17 protein-coding genes are annotated in these 20570 nt (G+C 67.9%); 5 read left to right on the top strand and 12 right to left on the bottom strand.

The genetic code is table 11. From position 1 onward, the window contains the following. Window positions 1–55: 55 nt before the first annotated feature. Complete coding sequence (locus PotMrB4_RS02480) at window positions 56–775, top strand: hypothetical protein (protein ID WP_044409113.1); 720 nt, start codon at window positions 56–58, stop codon at window positions 773–775. A 153-nt stretch (window positions 776–928) separates the two neighbouring features. Here the strand turns inward: PotMrB4_RS02480 and creC are convergent, their stop codons facing one another. The 4 genes from creC to PotMrB4_RS02460 form a co-directional block, all read right to left on the bottom strand. Further along, window positions 929–2353 carry a two-component system sensor histidine kinase CreC gene (gene creC / locus PotMrB4_RS02475; RefSeq protein WP_172432410.1) on the bottom strand — a complete coding sequence of 475 codons (1425 nt, stop codon included), beginning with the start codon at window positions 2351–2353 and terminating at the stop codon, window positions 929–931. Between the two features lie 26 nt (window positions 2354–2379). Then, on the bottom strand, window positions 2380–3072 hold the full coding sequence (gene creB, locus PotMrB4_RS02470) for a two-component system response regulator CreB (protein ID WP_044409119.1): 693 nt from the start codon (window positions 3070–3072) through the stop codon (window positions 2380–2382). A gap of 79 nt (window positions 3073–3151) precedes the next feature. Further along, window positions 3152–3670 carry a retropepsin-like aspartic peptidase RloA2 gene (gene rloA2 / locus PotMrB4_RS02465; RefSeq protein ID WP_074967329.1) on the bottom strand — a complete coding sequence of 173 codons (519 nt, stop codon included), beginning with the start codon at window positions 3668–3670 and terminating at the stop codon, window positions 3152–3154. A gap of 110 nt (window positions 3671–3780) precedes the next feature. Then, complete coding sequence (locus PotMrB4_RS02460; protein WP_373323503.1) at window positions 3781–4995, bottom strand: HD-GYP domain-containing protein; 1215 nt, start codon at window positions 4993–4995, stop codon at window positions 3781–3783. Between the two features lie 217 nt (window positions 4996–5212). Between PotMrB4_RS02460 and PotMrB4_RS02455 the strand changes: the two genes are divergently transcribed. Next, window positions 5213–6106, top strand: coding sequence for an acyltransferase (locus PotMrB4_RS02455; RefSeq protein WP_172432409.1), 894 nt, complete (start codon window positions 5213–5215; stop codon window positions 6104–6106). 311 nt (window positions 6107–6417) lie between these two features. Further along, a complete protein-coding gene (betT, locus tag PotMrB4_RS02450; protein ID WP_222119543.1) occupies window positions 6418–8379 on the top strand; it encodes a choline BCCT transporter BetT in 1962 nt (653 codons plus the stop codon). A gap of 128 nt (window positions 8380–8507) precedes the next feature. Here betT and fdhA read toward each other — a convergent pair whose 3' ends face one another. The 7 genes from fdhA to glyA form a co-directional block, all read right to left on the bottom strand. Then, a complete protein-coding gene (fdhA, locus tag PotMrB4_RS02445; protein ID WP_172432408.1) occupies window positions 8508–9707 on the bottom strand; it encodes a formaldehyde dehydrogenase, glutathione-independent in 1200 nt (399 codons plus the stop codon). Window positions 9708–9894: 187 nt separating this feature from the next. Next, a complete protein-coding gene (gene purU, locus PotMrB4_RS02440; protein WP_172432407.1) occupies window positions 9895–10752 on the bottom strand; it encodes a formyltetrahydrofolate deformylase in 858 nt (285 codons plus the stop codon). A 110-nt stretch (window positions 10753–10862) separates the two neighbouring features. Next, complete coding sequence (locus tag PotMrB4_RS02435) at window positions 10863–11492, bottom strand: sarcosine oxidase subunit gamma (protein WP_044409134.1); 630 nt, start codon at window positions 11490–11492, stop codon at window positions 10863–10865. Further along, the gene (locus PotMrB4_RS02430; RefSeq protein ID WP_172432406.1) at window positions 11485–14505 is read right to left on the bottom strand and encodes a sarcosine oxidase subunit alpha; all 3021 of its coding nucleotides are present in this window, start codon (window positions 14503–14505) and stop codon (window positions 11485–11487) included. Before PotMrB4_RS02430 ends, PotMrB4_RS02435 begins: the two co-directional genes overlap by 8 nt. Next, entirely contained in the window at window positions 14502–14828 is a 327-nt protein-coding gene (locus PotMrB4_RS02425) for a sarcosine oxidase subunit delta (protein WP_044409140.1), read from the bottom strand. The genes PotMrB4_RS02430 and PotMrB4_RS02425 overlap by 4 nt, the downstream gene beginning before the upstream one ends. A gap of 11 nt (window positions 14829–14839) precedes the next feature. Beyond that, the gene (locus PotMrB4_RS02420) at window positions 14840–16090 is read right to left on the bottom strand and encodes a sarcosine oxidase subunit beta family protein (protein WP_044409143.1); all 1251 of its coding nucleotides are present in this window, start codon (window positions 16088–16090) and stop codon (window positions 14840–14842) included. A gap of 15 nt (window positions 16091–16105) precedes the next feature. Next, the gene (gene glyA / locus PotMrB4_RS02415) at window positions 16106–17359 is read right to left on the bottom strand and encodes a serine hydroxymethyltransferase (protein ID WP_172432405.1); all 1254 of its coding nucleotides are present in this window, start codon (window positions 17357–17359) and stop codon (window positions 16106–16108) included. Between the two features lie 727 nt (window positions 17360–18086). On the opposite strand from glyA, the gene PotMrB4_RS02410 reads away from it, so the two are divergent. Beyond that, entirely contained in the window at window positions 18087–18392 is a 306-nt protein-coding gene (locus PotMrB4_RS02410; RefSeq protein ID WP_107331324.1) for an NIPSNAP family protein, read from the top strand. A gap of 184 nt (window positions 18393–18576) precedes the next feature. Here the strand turns inward: PotMrB4_RS02410 and PotMrB4_RS02405 are convergent, their stop codons facing one another. After that, a complete protein-coding gene (locus tag PotMrB4_RS02405) occupies window positions 18577–18876 on the bottom strand; it encodes a hypothetical protein (protein WP_044409151.1) in 300 nt (99 codons plus the stop codon). Between the two features lie 215 nt (window positions 18877–19091). Between PotMrB4_RS02405 and PotMrB4_RS02400 the strand changes: the two genes are divergently transcribed. Then, window positions 19092–20135 (top strand): threonine aldolase family protein, encoded by a 1044-nt coding sequence (locus tag PotMrB4_RS02400; RefSeq protein ID WP_044409155.1) that lies wholly within the window; start codon window positions 19092–19094, stop codon window positions 20133–20135. The last annotated feature ends 435 nt before the right edge of the window (window positions 20136–20570 follow it).

Genomic DNA, 20570 nt, shown 5'->3' with positions numbered 1-20570 from the left:
GGGCGGCAGAATCGCCGCCAGTCGGCCCTCCCGGCCGTTCGGAAATGGAGATTCCATGCCCCCTCGCAAGACCCTCTTCGCCCTCGCCGCCCTGTCGCTGCTCATGCTCGGCGGTTGCTCCAGCAAAAGCTTCGTCACGCCCGACCACGGCGTTTCCCTGGCCGGCATCGATGACGCCGACATCGAGGAACTGTTCAGCAAGAAACCTGCCAGCCCCTTCCCGGCCCAACTGAGCATCGTCCGCGTGGCCAGCCTCTACCGGGACGGATTCGAGGTGGTGCAGACCCGCGACATCGAGTCCGACGCGGACCTGGCGCGCATCGCCGGACAACCCCTGATCAGCCAGGCCGCGCCCCTGAGCCGCTTGCTGGTGCCCAATGACATGAAGAGCCTCAAGGACCTGCGCCTCCCGGCCGCCCACATGCGTTCGGACCTGCTGCTGGTCTACACGGTGGACACCCAGTTCTATGTCGACAGCACCCCGCTGGGCCCGCTGACGGCGGTGTCGCTGGGTTTCCTGCCCAATCACCAGGCCCATGTCACCAGTACCGTGGCCGGCATCCTGGTGGATGTGCGCAGCGGCTACATCTACGGCTCGACCGAGGCCACCGCCCAGGAGGAACAGCGTGCCAGCACCTGGTCCACCGAAGACGCCGTGGCCGAGTCGAGGAACCGTGCCGAAAAAGCTGCGTTCACCCGCTTCAGCGAGGGCTTCCCGGCGTTCTGGCAGGGCGTGCTGGCGAAGTACGCGAAGAGCCCAGCGGCGTCCCAGTAGAAACCTCCCCTCCCGGGCTGAAGCCCGGGCTACGCCCCAGCTCCGTCGGTGGATGGGAAAGCGCCACCCCCTACGCGCGGTCGTAGGGTGGGTCGCGCTCCATCGACCCACCGAGCGGGGCCGGGCATTCGCACCGAAATGGTGCGAGGACGTTCAGACAGCGGGCAGCCGCAGGCGGACTTCGACGCCGCCGTCGCGGTTTTCCACCCGCAGGGCGCCGCCGTGCAGGTTGGCCACTTCCTGCACGAAGTTGAGGCCGAGGCCGGTGCTCTTGCGCCCGCTGCCGGGGCGCGGCAGGGAGTAGAAGCGCTCGGTGAGGCGGGCCAGGGCGTAGTCGGGGATGGCGTCGCCCTGGTTGAACAGGCACAGCGTCCAGTGGCTGCCCTCGCGCTCGGCAGCGAAGCGGATGAGGCCGCCGGGCGGCGTGAAGTCCAGGGCGTTGTCCAGCAGGTTGGCCAGGGCCTGGCGCAGCAGGAAGCGCTCCCCCTTCACCTCCACGTCGTCGCCGATGGCGTCTTCGACGCGCAGGCCGGCCGATTCGATGCGCGCCGCCTGGGCCTGCACCAGCTCATCCACCATCGGCGCCACTGGCACGCTGACGCGCTCTTCCAGGCCCTGGCGCTGCTCGACCTGGGCCAGGTACAGCAGGCGTTCGATGAGTTGCTGCAGGCGCGCGCCCTCGCCGGCGATGTTGGCGACGAAGCGCTGCCGCTGCTCGGCGGGCATGTCGCCCTCCAGCAGTTCGGCGGCACCCCGGATGGCCGCGAGGGGGCTCTTCAGTTCATGGGTCAGGGTGTGCACGTAGCGCTCGACGTAGGCCTTGCCCTCCAGCTCGGTGCGCATGCGCTCCACGGCACGGGCCAGCTGGGTCAGTTCGCCGCCGCTGAGGCTGGGCAGTTCGGCCCGTTGCCCTTCGCTGACGGCCTGGGCGTAGCGGGTCAGGCGCCGCAGGGAGCCGCTGAGCCACCAGGAGAGCAGGCCGCCGATCAGCAGCCCGAGGACGATGAGGCCGGCGCCGAGCCAGGCCAGGCGCACCTGGGAGCGGTAGATGTAGGGCTGCAGCGAGCGGTTGGGCTTGGCCACCGAGACCACGCCGATGATCTTCCCGTCGGCGCGGATCGGCGCCGCCACGTACATCACCGAGGAGTCGGGGTCGGCCGGGTCTTCGCGGGTGGAGCGGGCCCCGTACTGGCCGCGCAGGGTCAGCAGGACATCGTTCCAGCCGGAGTAGTCCTGGCCCACGGCCTGGCCGGTGGAGTCCAGCAGCACGCGGCCGGTGCCGTCGGTGACGTAGATGCGGTGGTTGACCTCGGTCTTGCGCACGCCCCAGATCTCGGCGCCGGGCTGGCGCTTGCCGTAGGCCTTGAGCAGCTCGGGCAGGTTGCTCTGGGTGAGGGTGCCGTCGCGCACCGGGTCGCGGAGGATCTCGGCCAGCAGGTTGGCGGTGTCCACCAGGGTTTCCTCGGTGGACTGGCGCACACCGGGGCGGATCTCGTCCATGACGGTGCTGAGCACGAAGTAGCCAGCCAGGCCGACGAAGAGGAAGTAGACCAGGAAGATTCGGATGCCCAGTGGCATGGCAGGTCCTCGGGGCGCGGGCGGGCTCAGGCGCGGGGGTCGTAGCTGTAGCCGAGCCCGCGGTGGGTCTGGATCGGCTCGGCATCGGCGACCTGGCGCAGCTTGGCGCGCAGGCTCTTGATGTGGCTGTCGATGCTGCGCTCGTAGCCGGCGTCGCTGGCCACGCCGAGGGCGTCGAGCAGTTGCTCGCGGCTGAACACCCGCTCCGGCTGGCCGAGCAGGTGCTGCAGCAGGCGGAATTCGTGGCGGGTCAGGGCCAGCAACTGGCCGTGGTAGTGGATGCGGAAGCGCTCCAGGTCCACCTGGAAGGGGCCGTCACCAGCAGGAGCTGCGGGGGCGGCCGGGGCCGGCTCGCGCGGGGCCATGCGTTTGAGGATGGCGCGAACCCGGGCGGCCACTTCGCGGGGGCTGAAGGGCTTGACCACGTAGTCGTCGGCGCCGATCTCCAGGCCCACCACGCGGTCGATCTCGGCATCGCGGGCGGTGAGGAAGATCACCGGCACTTCGGAGAAGCGCCGCAGCCGGCGGCAGGCCTCGAAGCCGCTGATGTCGGGCAGGCCGACGTCGAGGATGACCAGGTCGAAGGGCTCGTGGGCCAGGCGCTCCAGGGCCTCGCCCGCCAGGCTGAGCCAGGTGACGGTGAAGCCTTCGGATTGCAGGGCGTAGACGAGGGTGTCGGCAATGGCGGCTTCGTCTTCGACGATGAGGATGCTGGGCATGGCGTCCGTGCGAGGCGGCGGGAAAGCCGGCAGGGTGCCGTCGGGCCCGGGCGGCGTCAATCCCACCCGGGCCGACGGTTCAGCACTGCGGCTTGCCGGCGGTGTACTTGCGGCCGGGGTAGATGGCGGCGCGGAATTCGCGCAGCGCCTTGGCGCCGATCAGCAGCGGGTAGTTGAAGCTGCTGCGGTCGGTGAGGTTGACCTCGACGGTGCGTTTGGTATCGCCCAGGCACATTTCCAGTTCGATGACCGGGCGCTTGGACGGGTCGGCCTTCTCGCGCTCGTCGTCCTCTTCATCGCCGGCTTCCTCGGCGCGGGTCTTGATCTTGCTGATGCGCGCCAGGCGGTGTTCGTAGAGGGTGTCGTCGGCGTCCTTGGTGGCCAGGCGGAAGCGCACCCACTCCTCGCCGTCACGCTTGAAGCGCTCGATGTCCTTGGCCGAGAGGGAGGCGGTGAGGGCGCCGGTGTCCATCTTGGCCTTGAGGGTCTGGCCGATTTCGGGCAGGCGGATGTATTCGTAGCGGCCGTAGAGGTCAGGCTCCTCGGCGGCGAATACCGGCAGGGCGAGCAGGGTCAGCAGGGCGAGCAAGGGTTTCAAGTCGGTCTCCTCGGCGTGGGGCGCGGTGGGCGGTTCTGTCGACGGGGCACGTGCGCCGGCAGGTTCTGGGACCGGCACGACGGGCCTTTGGTTCGGCGGTGCCGCGCAGTCTACCCGCCCACCTTCTTCAGGCGCACCCCGCCCCAGAGTTCCTCGAGGTTGCGGAAGCCCCAGTCCTCGGGGGATTCGCGGGCGACGATGCGGTCGCGGCCCTGCATGGTGGCGAGGTCGATCACCTCCTGGGGGATCGGCACCTTGGAGCGGGCGGAGAAGAACACCCGCACTTTGGGCATCAGCAGGGAGCCGCTGCCCTGCTCCAGCACCACGCCGAGGCGCCCGCTCTCCAGGCGCACCAGGGAGCCGGTGGGGTAGATGCCGACGCATTTGACGAAGGCCTGGAAGACCTTGGGGTCGAAGTGACCCTTCGTCCACTCGGCCATCTTGTGCAGGGATTCGGCCGGGTCCCAGCCCTTCTTGTAGGGGCGGTCGGAGGTGATGGCGTCGTACACGTCGCACACCGCGCCCATCCGCGCCAGCAGGCTGATCTGTTCGCCGGCCAGGTGATGGGGGTAGCCGCTGCCGTCGAACTTCTCGTGGTGGTGCAGGCACACGTCCAGCACCAGCGCGCTGACCTGGTGGCTCTCCAGCAGGATGCGCGCGCCGGCCATGGGGTGGCCGCGCATGGTGGCGAACTCGCTGTCGGTGAGCTTGCCGGGCTTGTTCAGCACGGCGTTGGGCACGGCCATCTTGCCGATGTCGTGGAGCAGCCCGGCGAGCCCGGCCTCGCGCACCTGGGGCTCGGGCAGACCGAGCTGGCGGGCCAGGGCGATCATCAGGGCGCAGACGGCCACCGAGTGCATGTAGGTGTATTCGTCGGAGTTCTTCAGCCGCGCGAGGCTGATGAGGGCGTTGGGGTGGCGCAGCACCGAGGCGGAGATTTCCTCCACCAGCCCATCGGCCTGACTCAGCTCCACCACCTGGCCGAGCCGGGCGTCCTTGAACATGGCCATGACGGCGGCGCGGGAGCGCTCGCACAGCGCCACGGCCCGGGCCACCTCGTCTTCCAGGCTGACGGGGCGCGCGGCGGCGTTGTCGGGGTGGTTGGCGGCCAGCAGCTGGGCGTCGGCCTCTTCGTTGGCCTGCTCGGCCGTAACCTGGGCAGCAGCCTGGTCCGGGGCGAGGTCGAGGCCCTTGGAGGTGTCGATCCAGACTTCGGTGACGGCGCTGTCGAGAATGCGCGCCAGATCCTTCTGGGACTTCAGCAGAAAGCTGCTCTTCCAGAAGGGGTGGTCCATCCATGAGCCGCAGAGTTCCTGAACGTACATGCCCGGACGCAGGTCCGACACAGCGATCTTCTTCAACACGATGGGCACCGATGGAAACACACGAGAAACCAGGAACGAGGGCGATGATGCCTGATGGCCAGTGGCCGGAACAGCCGTTTCGCCTGACTTTATCTGAGGAAGGGGATGAGTGTCTTGGCAGCCGTTCACGCCTGCGTATCATGGCAACGCCACCCACAGGCCAAGGAGCCATGGACCCATGAGGGCGCTGCTGACCGGTATCACCACCATCCTCCTCGTGCTGATCAACACCCTGGCCCTGATCGGCCCGATGCTGCTGATCGCCCTGCTCAAGCTGGTGCTCCCCGGCCAGGCCCTCAAGGACGCCTGCTCCCGCGCGGTGATGGGCATCGCCGAGGCCTGGGCGGAGAACTGCAAGCGCATCTTCGCCCTGCTCACCCCCACCCGCTGGGACATCCGTGGCGGCGACGGCCTGCGCAACGACACCTCCTACCTGGTGGTGTCCAACCACCAGTCCTGGGTGGACATCCCCGCGCTGGTGCAGGCCTTCAACCGCAAGGCGCCCTACTTCAAGTTCTTCCTCAAGCAGGAGCTGATCTGGGTGCCCTTCATCGGCCTGGCGTTCTGGGCGCTGGACTACCCCTTCATGAAGCGCTACTCCAAGGCCTTCCTGGCGAAGCACCCGGAGATGAAGGGCAAGGACCTGGAGATCACCAAGGCTGCCTGCGAGAAGTTCAAGCGCCTGCCGGTCACCGTGGTGAACTACCTGGAAGGCACCCGCTTCACCCCCGCCAAGCAGGCCCAGCAGGGCTCCCCCTACCGCTACCTGCTCAAGCCCAAGGCGGGCGGCGTGGCCTTCGTGCTGGCGGCCCTGGGTGAGCAGCTGGATGCGATCCTCGACGTCACGCTGATCTACCCCGGCCAGCAGGTGCCGGGCTTCTGGGCCCTGGTGTCGGGCCAGGTGCCGTGGGTGATCGTCGACATCCAGACCCGCGACCTCGACCCGTCCCTCTGGCAGGGCGACTACGAGAACGACCCGGCCTTCCGCCAATACCTGCAGGACTGGGTGAGCCGCCTGTGGTCCGAGAAGGACGCCCGCATCCACCAGTTGCGCAGCGAGCTGCACGGCTGACCCTCGCGGCCGGGCGTCCGCCCGGCCCGCCCCGCTGCGCTTTCCGACGAAGCGTCGCAGCCCCCGTACCACCCGGCCTGAAGCCTTGTCTGAAATGGCTGTAGAGCGCGCCGCCATTGGCGTTGACGCGCTTTAGCGTGTTTATATTGAACGCCCGATCAATTTAAAAGGAACCCCATCCCCGCTCCCGCACTCTCACCCGAATGCCCGAATCCGCGTTAAAGGAGATGCCGCTTGCCGACACCCTCGACCACCCACGCAGGGGGAACCCTGTGAACACCTCGACCCAAGCTTCCACCCCGTCCCTGCGCATGAACGCCCCGGTGCTGATCGGCTCGGCGGCCTTCGTCCTCATCTTCGGCCTGGCCGCCACCCTGTTCGCCGAACAGGCCGGTGAATGGCTCGCCCGCGCCCAGGCCTGGGCCTCCGGCAGCGTCGGCTGGTACTACCTGCTGGCGATGACGCTGTACCTGGTCTTCGTGGTGGTCACCGCGCTGTCCGGCTATGGCCGGATCAAGCTCGGTGCCGACCACGACGAGCCCGAGTTCAGCTACCTGTCCTGGGCCGGCATGCTGTTCGCCGCCGGCATCAGCATCACCCTGTTCTTCTTCTGCGTGTCGGAGCCGCTGACCCACTTCGCCCAACCGCCCAAGGGCGAGGCCGGTGGCAGCGAAGCCGCGCGCCAGGCCATGCAGCTGCTGTTCCTGCACTGGGGCCTGCACGGCTGGGGCGTGTTCGCCCTGGTGGCCATGGCCCTGGCCTACTTCGCCTACCGCCACAACCTGCCGCTGGCGCTGCGTTCGGCGCTGTACCCGCTGATCGGCAAGCGCATCAACGGCCCCATCGGCTACACCGTGGACGCCTTCGGCATCATCGCCACGGTGTTCGGCCTGGGCGCCGACATGGGCTTCGGCGTGCTACACCTCAATGCCGGCCTGGACTACCTGTTCGGCATCCCCCACGACCAGTGGGTGCAGGTGGCGCTGATCGTGCTGATGATGGGCGCCGCCGTGATCGTCGCCGTCAGCGGCGTGGAGAAGGGCGTGCGGGTGATGTCCGACGTCAACATGCTACTGGCCTGCTCACTGCTGCTGTTCGTGCTCTTCGCCGGGCCCACCCAGCACCTGCTGAACATGCTGGTGCAGAACCTGGGCGACTACCTGGGCGCGCTGCCGACCAAGAGCTTCGACCTCTACGCCTACGACGGCGGCACCCGCTGGCTGGGCGACTGGACGGTGTTCTACTGGGCCTGGTGGATCGCCTGGGCGCCCTTCGTCGGGCTGTTCATCGCGCGGATTTCCCGCGGCCGGACGATCCGCGAGTTCGTCTTCGGCGTGCTGTTCATTCCCCTGGGCTTCACCCTGGCGTGGATGTCGATCTTCGGCAACAGCGCCCTGGAGCAGGCCTTCAGCGGCGCCAGCGACCTGGCCACGGTGGCGGTGAACGAACCGTCCATGGCCATCTACCACCTGCTGGAAAGCTACCCCTGGAGCCGCGCGGTGATCGCCGTGACGGTGTTCATCAGCTTCGTGTTCTTCGTCACCTCCGCCGACTCGGGCACCGTGGTGCTCTCCACCCTCTCCTCCCGGGGCGGCGCGGTGGACGAGGACGGCCCGCGCTGGCTGCGGGTGTTCTGGGGCGCACTGACCGCGCTGATCACCATCGGCCTGCTGTTCGCCGGCAGCATCGACGCGCTGAAGTCGGCGGTGGTGCTCACCTCCCTGCCCTTCTCGCTGATCCTGCTGCTGATGATGTGGGGGCTGCACAAGGCCTTCTACCTGGAGTCCCAGCGCCAGCGCGCCCGCCTGCATGCGCCCTCGCCGGTGGACCAGCGCTCGCCCCGGCGCCGCAGCGGCTGGCGCCAGCGCCTGGCCCAGGCGGTGCATTTCCCCTCGCGGGACGAGGTGTACCGCTTCATGGAAGAACAGGTGCGACCGGCCATGGAGGCCCTCGCCGAGCAGTTCCGCACCCGTGGCCTGACGGTGGAAACCCACATGGACCCGGCCGGCGCCAGCCTGAGCCTGGAGGTGGGCCATGGCGAGGAACACCCGTTCCTCTACCGGGTGGTGATGCGCGGCTACTTCACGCCCTCCTTCGCCGTCGCCGGCCTGGATGCGCGCAACCGCCAGAACCGCCGCTACTACCGCGCCGAGGTGCACCTGGCCGAGGGCAGCCAGGACTACGACCTGGTGGGCTACAGCCGCCAGCAGGTGATCGACGACATGCTCGACCAGTACGAGCGGCACCTGCAGTTCCTGCACCTGGTGCGTTGACCACAGCCCCGGGCGAACGCCCGGGCGCCCTCCTGTCAGCCGCCCATAAAAAAGAGGAGCCGTCATGGCTCCTCGAAGGACAGGTACTGCGCCGGTAGAACGCAGCACCAGGGGTTGCGGCTCAGGCCTCAGGCGGCGCTGAAGGTCTTGTGCGGGTCGATGACGAATTTCTTCGGCACGCCGGCATCGAACTCGCCGTAGCCACGGGGCGCGTCATCCAGGCTGATGACCTGCACGCCCACCACTTCGGCGATGTTGATGCGGTCCCACATGATGGCCTGCATGAGCTGGCGGTTGTATTTCATCACCGGGGTCTGGCCGGTGTGGAAGCTGTGGGACTTGGCCCAGCCGAGGCCGAAACGGATGCTCAGGCTGCCGATCTTGGCGGCGGCGTCCACGGCGCCCGGATCTTCGGTGACGTAGAGGCCGGGGATGCCGATCTTGCCGGCCACGCGGGTGACCTGCATCAGCGAGTTGAGCACGGTGGCCGGGGCCTCGTGCTGGGCACCGGCATGGCCGTGGCCACGGGCTTCGAAGCCCACGGCGTCGACGGCGCAATCCACTTCCGGCTCGCCCAGCAGGTCGGCGATCTGCTCGTGCAGCGGGGTGTCCTTGGACAGGTCGGCGATCTCGAAACCGACGGCCTTGGCGTGGGCCAGGCGCACCGGGTTGACGTCACCGACGATGACCACGGCCGCGCCCAGCAGGCGGGCGGAGGCGGCAGCGGCCAGGCCCACCGGGCCGGCACCGGCCACGTAGACGGTGGAGCCCGGGCCGACGCCGGCGGTGACGGCGCCGTGGTAGCCGGTGGGCAGGATGTCGGAGAGGCAGGTCAGGTCGCGGATCTTCTCCATCGCCTTGTCGCGCTCGGGCAGCTTCAGCAGGTTGAAGTCGGCGTAGGGCACCAGCACGTACTCGGCCTGGCCACCGGTCCAGTCGCCCATGTCGACGTAGCCGTAGGCGCCGCCGGCGCGGGCCGGGTTGACGGTCAGGCAGACGCCGGTGTGCATCTCCTTGCAGGAGCGGCAACGGCCGCAGGCGACGTTGAAGGGCACGGACACCAGGTCACCGATCTTCAGGTTCTCGACGTCGCTGCCCTTCTCCACCACCTCGCCGGTGATTTCGTGGCCGAGCACCAGGCCGACCTGGGCGGTGGTACGTCCGCGCACCATGTGCTGGTCCGAGCCGCAGATGTTGGTGGAGACGACCTTCAGGATCACGCCGTGCTCGATCTTCTTGCCACGGGGGTCCTGCATCTTCGGGTAGTCGATCTTCTGCACTTCGACCTTGCCCGCTCCGAGATAAACGACACCACGATTACCAGACATGCATGAATCTCCTTTGTTGTTGTGGATACAAAGGCGCGGCCTGGGCCACGCGGCCTTGTACTGGAGCTTGTGTCTGTTGCCGGAGCCGCCGGGTGGAACTGGCAGGGCGGCTGCCGAAATCTGTAGCCGGACGCACGTCCGGGGTCTGGCATGCACCCGGGCCGAGGCCCGGGCCACACCTGCTGGTTCAGAGCACCACGGTGCGGTTGGCGTTGAGGAACACGCGGCGCTCGATGTGGTAGCCCACCGCCTTGGCCAGGGTCAGGCATTCGATGTCACGCCCCTTGGCCACCAGGTCCTCGGGGTAGTGGGCGTGGTCCACCGGTTCGACGCCCTGGGTGATGATCGGGCCCTCGTCCAGGTCGTTGTTGATGTAGTGGGCAGTGGCGCCCACCAGCTTGACCCCCTTCTGGTAGGCCTGGTGGTAGGGCTTGGCGCCCTTGAAGCCGGGCAGCAGGGAGTGGTGGATGTTGATGGCCCAGCCATCCAGGCGCCGGCACAGCTCGGGCGACAGCACCTGCATGTAGCGGGCGAGCACCACCAGCTCGGCACCGGTGTCTTCGATCACCTGCAGCACGCGCCGCTCCTGGGCGGGCTTGTCGTTGGGGTCGAGGGGGAAGTGGTGGTAGGGGATGCCGTGCCAGCGGGCCAGCGGCTCCAGGTCGGGGTGGTTGGACACCACGGCCATCACGTCCATCGCCAGTTGGCCGATGCGCTGGCGGTAGAGCAGGTCATGCAGGCAGTGGTCGGCCTTGGAGACCATGATCACCACCTTGGCGCGGTAACCCGGCGGGGTCAGTTCCACCTGCATGTCGAAGGGCGCCACGCGGGCGGCCAGGCCGGCACGGAAGGCGCCCTCGTCGAAGCCGTCGGGCTGGCGGAACTCGACGCGGATGAAGAAGCGCGCGGACAACCGGTCATCGAACGAGTGGTGCTCGGTGACGTAGCAGCGCTGCTCGAACAGGTAGCCGGTCACCGCGTCCACCGTGCCGAGCACGCTGGGGCAGTGGGCGGTGAGGATCCAGGTATCGGGGGTGCGGCTCATGTCGGGGCCTCGGTAATCTGTGCTGTCAGGGGGCGCAGGGGGGAGGACGCTTCACCCCTCCACCTGCGCTGGCCTGCGGTGGACGGCAACGGCGCCGTCCACCCTCCATCTCACGCCTTGATCGCCAGCCCGTACTCGGCGCTGGCGTCCTGCAGCCAGAGCCAGAGGTAGTCGGAGAAGCTGCGGCGCACCACCAGTTCCCAGGTGTCCTCGCCGGTGTGGCGGATCACCGCCGTGGCCTTGGCGAAGTGGGTGCCCACCGCCTTGCCCACCGGGAAGTTGCTCGGGTGCACGTCGTAGGAAGTGGACTTCATCAGCAGCTCGCGCACCTTCGGCCCGCTCAATTCCAGCAGGGTCTGGCCGCCGCTGACGTTGACCACGGCGATGTGCTGGCCGTCCAGCGCCTCGCGCAGGCGTTGCTCGGTGGCGAACTCCTGGCCACCGGGGACGATCAGCAGCCACTCGTCCGGGCCCAGCCACTGCAGTGAGGTGTCGCCGTTGGCCACCAGGGTCAGCGCCACCGGCAGCTCCAGGCCCAGGGCCTTGTGCACGCCGCCGGCGAAGGCCGGGTCGCTGGCTTCGCCACGGATCACCAGGTGACCCAGCAGCTTCTTCTCGCGCAGCACGACACCGGCGCTGGCCTTGCCCTTGCGCGCCAGCTCGTCGAGGCCGGCGTGGTGCAGGGGCGACTCGCCCTGGATGTTGCCCGGGCGTTGTTCGTAGACGTTGACGTTAGACATTCTGGCGATCCCCTTTCGGGTCATAGAACACGGAGCTGCAGATTTCGGCTTCGATCACGCTGCCATCGGCCAGGGGGGCGAAGACCCGCTCGCCCATGCGCTTGAGGCCGCCCTTGACCACGGCCAGGGCGAAGGCATGGCCAAGGCTGGCGCTCATGTAGCTGGAGGTGACGTGGCCGACCATCTTCATCGGGATGGACTGCTTGGGATCGAACACCAGCTGCGCGCCTTCCGGCAGGACCTTGTTCGGGTCCAGCGGCTTGAGGCCCACCAGTTGCTTGCGGCCCTCGCGCAGGCAGTCCTCGCGGTTCATGCCGCGCCAGCCGATCCAGGAGAACGGCTTGTTGCGGCCGACGCACCAGCCCATGCCCAGGTCGTCCGGGGTGACCGAGCCGTCGGTGTCCTGGCCGACGATGATGAAGCCCTTCTCGGCCCGCAGCACGTGCATGGTCTCGGTGCCGTAGGGGGTCAGGTTGTACTTCTTGCCGGCCTCGATCAGCTGCTTCCACACGCCCAGGGCGTAGTCGGCCTGCACGTTCACTTCATAGGACAGCTCGCCGGTGAAGGAGATGCGGAACACCCGCGCCGGCACGCCCCCCACCTTGCCTTCCTTCCAGCTCATGAAGGGGAAGGCGTCCTTGTCCAGGTCGATGTCGGTAACCTCGGCCAGCAGCTTGCGGCTGTTGGGGCCGGACAGGGTCATGGTGGCCCAGTGGTCGGTGACCGAGGTGAAGTACACCTTCATCTCCGGCCACTCGGTCTGGTGGTACAGCTCCAGCCACTCCATGACGCGGGCGGCGCCGCCGGTGGTGGTGGTCATGATGAAGTGGTTGTCGCCGACGCAGGCGGTGACGCCGTCGTCGAAGACCATGCCGTCTTCCTTGCACATCAGGCCGTAGCGGGCCTTGCCCACGTCCAGCTTGGTCCATGCGTTGGTGTAGACACGGTTGAGGAACTCACGGGCGTCCGGGCCCTGGATGTCGATCTTGCCGAGGGTGGAGGCATCGAGGATGCCCACGCTCTCGCGCACGGCCTTGCATTCGCGGGCCACGGCGGCGTGCAGGTCCTCGCCGTTCTTCGGGAAATACCAGGGGCGCTTCCACTGGCCGACGTCCTCGAACTCGGCGCCCTGGGCCAGGTGCCAGCTGTGCATGGCGGTGTAGCGCTTGGGATCGAACAGGTGGCCGCAGTGACGCCCGGCCACGGCGCCGAAGGTCACCGGGGTGTAGTTCGGGCGGAACATGGTGGTGCCCATCTCGGCAACGCTGATGCCCATCGAACGGGCGGCGATGGCCAGGCCGTTGATGTTGCCCAGCTTGCCCTGGTCGGTGCCGAAGCCCAGCGCGGTGTAGCGCTTGACGTGCTCGACCGATTCGAAGCCCTCGCGGGTGGCCAGTTCGATGCCGGCGGCGGTGACGTCGTTCTGCAGGTCGACGAACTGCTTGGGCGCGCGGGCGGTGGACTTGTCGTGGGGCACCTGGAACAGCGCCAGGGTGGGCTCCTCGTGACGGATGGCGGCCTTGGGCACGACGCCTTCCACCGGCTTGAAGCCGGCTTCGGCAGCGGCCTTGGCACCGGCCTCGTAGCCGTCGGCGAGGACGTCGCCGAGGCCGAAGACGCCGTTCACGGCACCGGCGCACAGGCGCTTCTGGAAGCCGCCCTCGCTGGGCACGAAGGCCAGGATGTCTTCGCGCCAGGTGGGCTTGCCGCCCAGGTGGGAGGCCAGGTGCACCACGGGGCTGTAGCCGCCGGAGCTGACGATCAGGTCGCAATCCACCACTTCGCCGGGGCTGGTGACGCGGTGGCCCTTGACGTCGATGGCGCAGATGCGGGCACCGGTGACGCGCTTGCTGCCACGGCACTCGACCACGGCGCTGCCGGTGAGGATGCGCACGCCACGGGCGCGGGCTTCCTCGACCCAGGCGCCGCGCGGGTTGCTGCGGGCGTCGGCGACGGCGACCACTTTCTGCCCGGCGTCCAGCCAGTCCAGCACCACGCGGTAGGCGTAGTCGTTGTTGGTGGACAGCACCAGTTCGCGGCCGGGGGCCACGCTGTAGCGGTTGACGTAGGTGGAGACGGCACCGGCCAGCATGTTGCCGGGGACGTCGTTGTTGGCATACACCAGCGGCCGCTCGTGGGCGCCGGCGGCCAGCACCACGCGCTTGGCGCGCACGCGGTGGACGCGGTGGCGCGCCTGGCCACGGGGGGCGACTTCACCCAGGTGGTCGGTGAGGCGCTGGTGGATGGTGAGGAAGTTGTGGTCGTGGTAGCCGTTCACCGTGGCGCGCGGCAGCAGGGTCACCTCCGGCAGGCTGGCCAGCTCGGCCAGGGCCTTGGCGACCCATTCGGCGGCGGGCTTGCCGTCGAGGGTTTCGCGGGTGTCCAGCAGGCTGCCGCCGAACTCTTCCTGCTCGTCGGCGAGGATCACGCGGGCGCCGCTACGACCGGCCGCCAGGGCGGCAGCCAGGCCGGCGGGGCCGGCACCGACCACCAGCACGTCGCAGTGCTGGTTGAGGTGGTCGTAGATGTCCGGGTCCACTTCGGTGGGCGAGCGGCCCAGGCCGGCGGCCTTGCGGATGTACTTCTCGTAGGTCAGCCACAGGTTCTGCGGGTACATGAAGGTCTTGTAGTAGAACCCGGGCGGCATCATGCCGCCGCCGACCTTGCCGAGGATGCCCATCAGGTCGGTGTTGACGCTCGGCCAGCCGTTGGTGCTGCTGGCCACCAGGCCGCCGTACAGGGCCTGCTGGGTGGCGCGGATGTTCGGCACCTGGGCCTGTTCGGTGGAGCCCAGCTGGAGGATGGCATTGGGCTCTTCGGCACCGGCGGCGACGATGCCGCGCGGGCGGGAGTATTTGAAGGAGCGACCGATGACGTCCACGCCGTTGGCCAGCAAGGCGGAGGCGAGGGTGTCGCCGGCGTAGCCCTGGTAGTTCTGGCCGTTGAAGGTGAAGGTCAGGGGCTGGCCACGCTCGACGCGGCCCCCCTTGGGAAGGCGGTTGACCTGGCTCATGCCGTTACTCCTGCAGGCGCTGCTTTCTTCTCGCCGGTGGTGGCTTCGGTGATGCTGGGCTTCTCACCGATCTTGTAGGTTTCGAGGATTTCGTAGGTCACGGTGTGGCGGGTGACATTGAAGTAGCGACGGCATCCGGCCGCGTGCACCCACAGCTCGTGGTGCAGGCCACGGGGGTTGTCGCGGAAGAACATGTAGTCGCCCCACTCCTCGTCGGTGCAGGCGCCCGGGTCCAGCGGGCGCGGGATGTGCGCCTGGCCCTTGGCGTGGAATTCCTCTTCGGAGCGCAGCTCGCCGCAATGGGGACAGAAGATGTGCAGCATGGCGGGTCTCCTTAGTGAGCCACGGCAGCGGCGCCGTGCTCGTCGATCAGTGCGCCGTTGTGGAAACGTTCGATGGAGAAGGGCTTGGCCAGCGGGTGCATCTCGCCGGCGGCCAGGCTGGCGGCGAAGACGTTGCCCGAGCCGGGGGTGGCCTTGAAGCCGCCGGTGCCCCAGCCGCAGTTGAAGAACAGGTTCTTCACCGGTGTCTTGGCGATGATCGGGCAGGCGTCGGGGGTGGTGTCGACGATGCCGCCCCACTGGCGGTTCATGCGCACGCGCGACAGCACCGGGAACATCTCGACGATGGCCTGCAGGGTGTGTTCGATGGTCGGGTAGGAGCCGCGCTGGCCGTAGCCGTTGTAGCCGTCGATGCCGGCGCCGATGACCAGGTCGCCCTTGTCGGACTGGCTGATGTAGCCGTGCACGGCGTTGGACATGATCACGCTGTGGATGATCGGCTTGATCGGCTCGGACACCAGGGCCTGCAGCGGGTGGGATTCCAGCGGCAGGCGGAAGCCGGCGAGCTTGGCCATGTGCCCGGAGTTGCCGGCGGTGACCACGCCGACGCGCTTGGCGCCGATGAAGCCGCGGTTGGTCTCGACCCCGATGACCGCGCCGTCCTGCTTGCGGAAGCCGATCACCTCGGTGTTCTGCAGCAGGTCGACGCCCAGGGCGTCGGCGGCGCGGGCGAAGCCCCAGGCCACGGCGTCGTGGCGGGCCACGCCGCCCCGGCGCTGCACGGTGGAGCCGAGGATCGGGTAGCGGGTGTTCTTGCTGCAGTCCAGGTAGGGAATCTCCTCGGCCACCTGGCGGGCGTTGAGCAGTTCGCCGTCCACGCCGTTGAGGCGGTTGGCACTGACGCGGCGCTCGGCGTCACGCATGTCCTGCAGGGTGTGGCAGAGGTTGTAGACGCCACGCTGGGAGAACATCACGTTGTAGTTCAGGTCCTGGGACAGGCCTTCCCACAGCTTCATGGCGTGCTCGTAGAGGTGCGCCGCCTCGTCCCACAGGTAGTTGGAGCGGACGATGGTGGTGTTGCGCGCGGTGTTGCCGCCGCCCAGCCAGCCCTTCTCCACCACCGCGACGTTCTTCACGCCGAACTCCTTGGCCAGGTAGTAGGCCGTGGCCAGGCCATGGCCACCGCCGCCGACCACGATCACGTCATAGACCGGCTTGGGCGTGGGGTTGCGCCACATGCGCTGCCAGTTCTCGTGGTGGCTCAGGGAGTGCTTGAACAGGCCGAAGCCGGAATAACGTTGCATGCTCGGACTCCTGGATCAGCGGTAGACGGGGAAGTCGGCGCAGAGCGCTGCCACCTGCCGGGCCACCTGGGCTTCCACGTCGGCGTCGCCGAGGTGGTCGAGGATGTCGCAGATCCAGCCGGCGAGTTCGGTGGACTGGGCTTCCTTGAAGCCACGGGTGGTGATGGCCGGGGTGCCGATACGCACGCCGGAGGTGACGAAGGGCGACTGCGGGTCGTTGGGCACGGCGTTCTTGTTCACGGTGATGCCGGCGCGACCGAGGGCGGCGTCGGCGTCCTTGCCGGTCAGGCCCTGCTTGATCAGGCTGACCAGGAACAGGTGGTTGTCGGTGCCGCCGGAGACCACGTCGTAGCCACGCTCGATGAACACCTTGGCCATGGCCTGGGCGTTCTTGATGACCTGGGCCTGGTAGGTCTTGAAGCCGGGTTCCAGCGCTTCCTTGAAGCACACGGCCTTGGCGGCGATGACGTGCATCAGCGGGCCGCCCTGGGCGCCGGGGAACACGGCGGAGTTCAGCTTCTTCTCGATCTCTTCGTTCTTGCGCGCGAGGATCAGGCCACCGCGCGGGCCGCGCAGGGTCTTGTGGGTGGTGGTGGTGACCACGTCGGCGTAGGGCAGCGGGTTCGGGTACAGGCCGGCGGCCACCAGGCCGGCGACGTGGGCCATGTCGACGAACAACAACGCCCCGACCTTGTCGGCGATGGCGCGGAAGCGCGGGAAGTCGAGGGTCTTGGAGTAGGCGGAGAAGCCGGCGACGATCATCTTCGGCTTGTGCTCCACGGCCAGGCGCTCGACTTCGTCGTAGTCGATCAGGCCGGTGGCCGGGTCCAGGCCGTACTGCACGGCGTTATACAGCTTGCCGGAGGAGGACACCTTGGCGCCGTGGGTGAGGTGGCCGCCGTGGGCCAGGCTCATGCCCAGCAGGGTGTCGCCGGCGTTGAGCAGGGCCAGGTAGACGGCGCTGTTGGCGGAGGAGCCGGAGTGCGGCTGGACGTTGGCGTAGTCGGCGCCGAACAGCTGCTTGGCGCGGTCGATGGCCAGCTGCTCCACCTTGTCGACGAATTCGCAACCGCCGTAGTAGCGCTTGCCCGGGTAGCCTTCGGCGTACTTGTTGGTCAGGCCGCTGCCCTGGGCTTCCATCACCCGCTGGCTGGTGTAGTTCTCGGAGGCGATCAGCTCGATGTGGTCTTCCTGTCGGTGCGCTTCTTCCTGCATCGCGCTGAACAGTTCGTCGTCGTAGCCCTGAATTCGGTCTTGCTTGCTGAACATCGCTGATCTCCTGCGGTGCGGCTGTCGCACGGGGTTTGGGGGGCTGGTCGGAAGCCATCGCGGCAAGCGCCCACCGGTGTTTCCACCGGGGGCGCCAGCGCCGGAATCTCCGGCCTGACCGGGCCTGTTGCGACCGATTGTGCGAAAACGCCTGGGGGGTGACTTGCCTGTTTACGACGTCCAAATGCTCAAACGACCCGGCCCGCGACACGGCGCTTTCAGCGGCCACCTTGCCTCCGGGGCGACAGGGCGCGGCGCCGCCAGGCAGCGCCGTCTTTGCCAAAAGCGACGACGCGATGGGAACAGTAGATGACGCCACGGGACATGGCCGTCGGCGCGACGGAGAGGCGATGGATGAACACGGTGGGTGGGTGATCCCCATAAAGCGTGGAGCACCCTGTGGATAACCTGTAGAGCGCTGGCGCCGCACCAGGCATGGCAAGGCTTCCCGGCCTTCGTACATTTCTTGAGCAGCATCAGCGGGTTGCAGCCGGTGCTTGCCCACAGAAACTGTGCACGGCCCTGTTCACAGCCTGTGGATAGATCGTCATGACCCACGCCTGGTGAGGCCTTTGAGGGTTTGCGGAAAGGTTGTCCAATCCCCCACTTGCCCACAGCGCAGGGCAGTGAGCAAGGCAGGCTGTGGATGCCGGCGTGCTGGACAAGCCGCCCGGGCACTGGCTAGCGTGCCGGCTCCCAGGCAATCGCCCAATGAAAAGGACGCCCCATGGTCACCTGCTACCTGCGCTACATCATCGATCCCTACAAGCTCGCCGAGTTCGAGCACTACGGGCGCCTGTGGATTCCGCTGGTGGAGAAGTTCGGCGGCCAGCACCACGGCTACTTCCTGCCCTCCGAGGGCGCCAACAACGTCGCCATGGCGATGTTCACCTTCCCCAGCCTGGCCGCCTACGAGACCTACCGCGCCCAGTCGATGCAGGACGCTGACTGCCAGGCGGCCTTCGCCTACGCGGAGCAGACCCGCTGCATCCTCAGCTACGAGCGCAGCTTCTTCCGCCCCGTCTTCAACTGACCCCTCCCCCTGCGGCCTGGCTCCATCTCCGCTTCGCCAGCGCCGCCCGCCCCTGATACCCACAGGCACAGCGGACGCGTGCAGACGCAGCGCCCGAGGGGCGACGTGTCGGTTTTCTACGCGGGCGTGCGGATACGGAACGTGGGGAGAGGGCCCGGCCAACGGCCAGGCCCGGAGGATGGGGTCAGTTGAGGTGCGCCAGGCACTGGTTGGTGACCTTGATCAGGCGCTCGTGGGTGGGCTTGGGCAGCGGGGTGGTCTGGTTCTTCAGCTCGTCCAGCTCGGCCTGGCTGAACTCGGCACCGACCTTGTCGGCAGCACAGCCGCAGTATTTCTGCAGCTTGTCCCCGGCCACCTGGGCCTGGGCGCCGGCGGCGCAGTCCTGGACGAAACGCTCGCGCTCGCCCGGCCCCCATTGGGCGGCGGCGGCCGACAGACTGACGGAAAGGGTGGCGGCAACGGCAAGCAGGTGGGTGTAGCGCATCGGTGACACTCCTCAGGTGATGGCAGGGTCCGGCCCCGTGGCAGGTGCGGTTCTGTTGTGAGCCGCAAAGCCCGCTCGGAGTTCCTGAAGGCGCCCGGACAGCGCCTGGGTGGAAACAGATGTCGCCTGAGCACGTTTCCGTGCATCCAAGCTGGCGTTAACTTACATCCCATCGGCCGCCTACGCACGGGGCGGCACACCGAAAGGACCCTTCGATGACCGACAAGACCCAGCAATTCGCCAGCGACAACTACTCCGGCATCTGCCCGGAGGTGTGGGCCGCCATGGCCCAGGCCAACCAGGGCCATGAGCGCGCCTACGGCGAGGACAGCTGGACGGCGCGCGCCGCCGATCACTTCCGCCGCCTGTTCGAGACCGACTGCGAGGTGTTCTTCGCCTTCAACGGCACGGCGGCCAACTCCCTGGCTCTGGCCTCGATGTGCCAGAGCTACCACAGCGTGATCTGCTCGGAGACGGCCCACGTCGAGACCGACGAATGCGGCGCGCCGGAGTTCTTCTCCAACGGTTCCAAGCTGCTGCTGGCCCGCACCGAGCAAGGCAAGTTGACGCCCGACGCGGTGCGCGAGATCGCCCTCAAGCGCCAGGACATCCATTACCCGAAACCCCGCGTGGTGACGCTGACCCAGTCCACCGAAGTGGGCACCGTCTATCGCCCGGAGGAAGTCCGGGCCATCAGCGCGGTGTGCAAGGAGCTGGGCCTGCGCCTGCATATGGACGGCGCGCGCTTCTCCAACGCCTGCGCCTTCCTCGGCTGCACCCCGGCGGAGCTGACCTGGAAGGCCGGCGTCGACGTGCTGTGCTTCGGCGGTACCAAGAACGGCATGGCAGTGGGCGAGGCGATCCTGTTCTTCAACCATGACCTGGCCGAGGACTTCGACTACCGCTGCAAGCAGGCCGGGCAACTGGCCTCGAAGATGCGCTTCCTCTCGGCGCCCTGGGTGGGCCTGCTGCAGGACGACGCCTGGATGCGCTATGCACAGCACGCCAACGGCTGCGCGCAGTTGCTGGCAGAGCTGGTGGCGGACGTGCCGGGGGTGAGCCTGATGTTCCCGGTGGAAGCCAACGGGGTGTTCCTGCAGATGTCCGAGGCGGCGCTGGAGTACCTGCGGGCGCGCAACTGGCGCTTCTACACCTTCATCGGTGCCGGCGGCGCTCGCTTCATGTGCTCCTGGGACACCGAGGAAGCCCGGGTACGCGAGCTGGCCGCCGACATCCGCGCTGCAATGGCCCAGGGCTGAAGCCCCGCTCCGCGACTTGTCCCCGATTACGGTGCATCAACCTGTGGACAAACCGTGGAGCCCTCCCGCCAGGCCAGGCGCCGCAACGGCCCTGGCCTCCCGCCTGTTTTTCGTTCTATTTCAGCCACTTGCCGTACATTCATGCACAGCTGCTGTGCACCGGCCTGTCAACTGCCTGTGGATAGATCGCCACACCCTTTGCCAGACGTGGCGCACAGCCGATCGCTCATTTTTCATCCAGGCCTGAAGGCCGCGAAATGACTGGATGCTCCAGCCGGGTTCTGGATGTTCCACGGGGCATCGGCCCCAGGTTTTCCCCGGTAACGGTGGGCAAGCCTGTGGACAACCTGTTCACCCCTGCTCGGACGCCACGGCGCCCGCGCTGCCTGGGCTGGAGGTCAGCCTGCGAGCAGGAAGGTGGTGCCGGTGGGGTAA

It is taken from the genome of Metapseudomonas otitidis, assembly GCF_011397855.1.
Taxonomy (GTDB): Bacteria; Pseudomonadota; Gammaproteobacteria; order Pseudomonadales; family Pseudomonadaceae; genus Metapseudomonas; species Metapseudomonas otitidis.
Note: the sequence above shows the minus strand (reverse complement) of the source record. Positions and strands in the feature narration are given on the sequence as shown.

Excerpts from the sequence above, each read along its gene's own strand:
- PotMrB4_RS02460 (WP_373323503.1), bottom strand. The coding sequence starts at position 4,995 with ATGTACGTTCAGGAACTCTGCGGCTCATGGATGGACCACCCCTTCTGG.
- PotMrB4_RS02400 (WP_044409155.1), top strand. The coding sequence starts at position 19,092 with ATGACCGACAAGACCCAGCAATTCGCCAGCGACAACTACTCCGGCATC.
- PotMrB4_RS02455 (WP_172432409.1), top strand. The coding sequence starts at position 5,213 with ATGAGGGCGCTGCTGACCGGTATCACCACCATCCTCCTCGTGCTGATC.
- creB (WP_044409119.1), bottom strand. The coding sequence starts at position 3,072 with ATGCCCAGCATCCTCATCGTCGAAGACGAAGCCGCCATTGCCGACACC.
- glyA (WP_172432405.1), bottom strand. The coding sequence starts at position 17,359 with ATGTTCAGCAAGCAAGACCGAATTCAGGGCTACGACGACGAACTGTTC.
- purU (WP_172432407.1), bottom strand. The coding sequence starts at position 10,752 with ATGAGCCGCACCCCCGATACCTGGATCCTCACCGCCCACTGCCCCAGC.
- PotMrB4_RS02435 (WP_044409134.1), bottom strand. The coding sequence starts at position 11,492 with ATGTCTAACGTCAACGTCTACGAACAACGCCCGGGCAACATCCAGGGC.
- creC (WP_172432410.1), bottom strand. The coding sequence starts at position 2,353 with ATGCCACTGGGCATCCGAATCTTCCTGGTCTACTTCCTCTTCGTCGGC.
- PotMrB4_RS02420 (WP_044409143.1), bottom strand. The coding sequence starts at position 16,090 with ATGCAACGTTATTCCGGCTTCGGCCTGTTCAAGCACTCCCTGAGCCAC.
- PotMrB4_RS02425 (WP_044409140.1), bottom strand. The coding sequence starts at position 14,828 with ATGCTGCACATCTTCTGTCCCCATTGCGGCGAGCTGCGCTCCGAAGAG.
- PotMrB4_RS02410 (WP_107331324.1), top strand. The coding sequence starts at position 18,087 with ATGGTCACCTGCTACCTGCGCTACATCATCGATCCCTACAAGCTCGCC.
- fdhA (WP_172432408.1), bottom strand. The coding sequence starts at position 9,707 with ATGTCTGGTAATCGTGGTGTCGTTTATCTCGGAGCGGGCAAGGTCGAA.
- PotMrB4_RS02405 (WP_044409151.1), bottom strand. The coding sequence starts at position 18,876 with ATGCGCTACACCCACCTGCTTGCCGTTGCCGCCACCCTTTCCGTCAGT.
- betT (WP_222119543.1), top strand. The coding sequence starts at position 6,418 with ATGAACGCCCCGGTGCTGATCGGCTCGGCGGCCTTCGTCCTCATCTTC.
- PotMrB4_RS02480 (WP_044409113.1), top strand. The coding sequence starts at position 56 with ATGCCCCCTCGCAAGACCCTCTTCGCCCTCGCCGCCCTGTCGCTGCTC.
- PotMrB4_RS02430 (WP_172432406.1), bottom strand. The coding sequence starts at position 14,505 with ATGAGCCAGGTCAACCGCCTTCCCAAGGGGGGCCGCGTCGAGCGTGGC.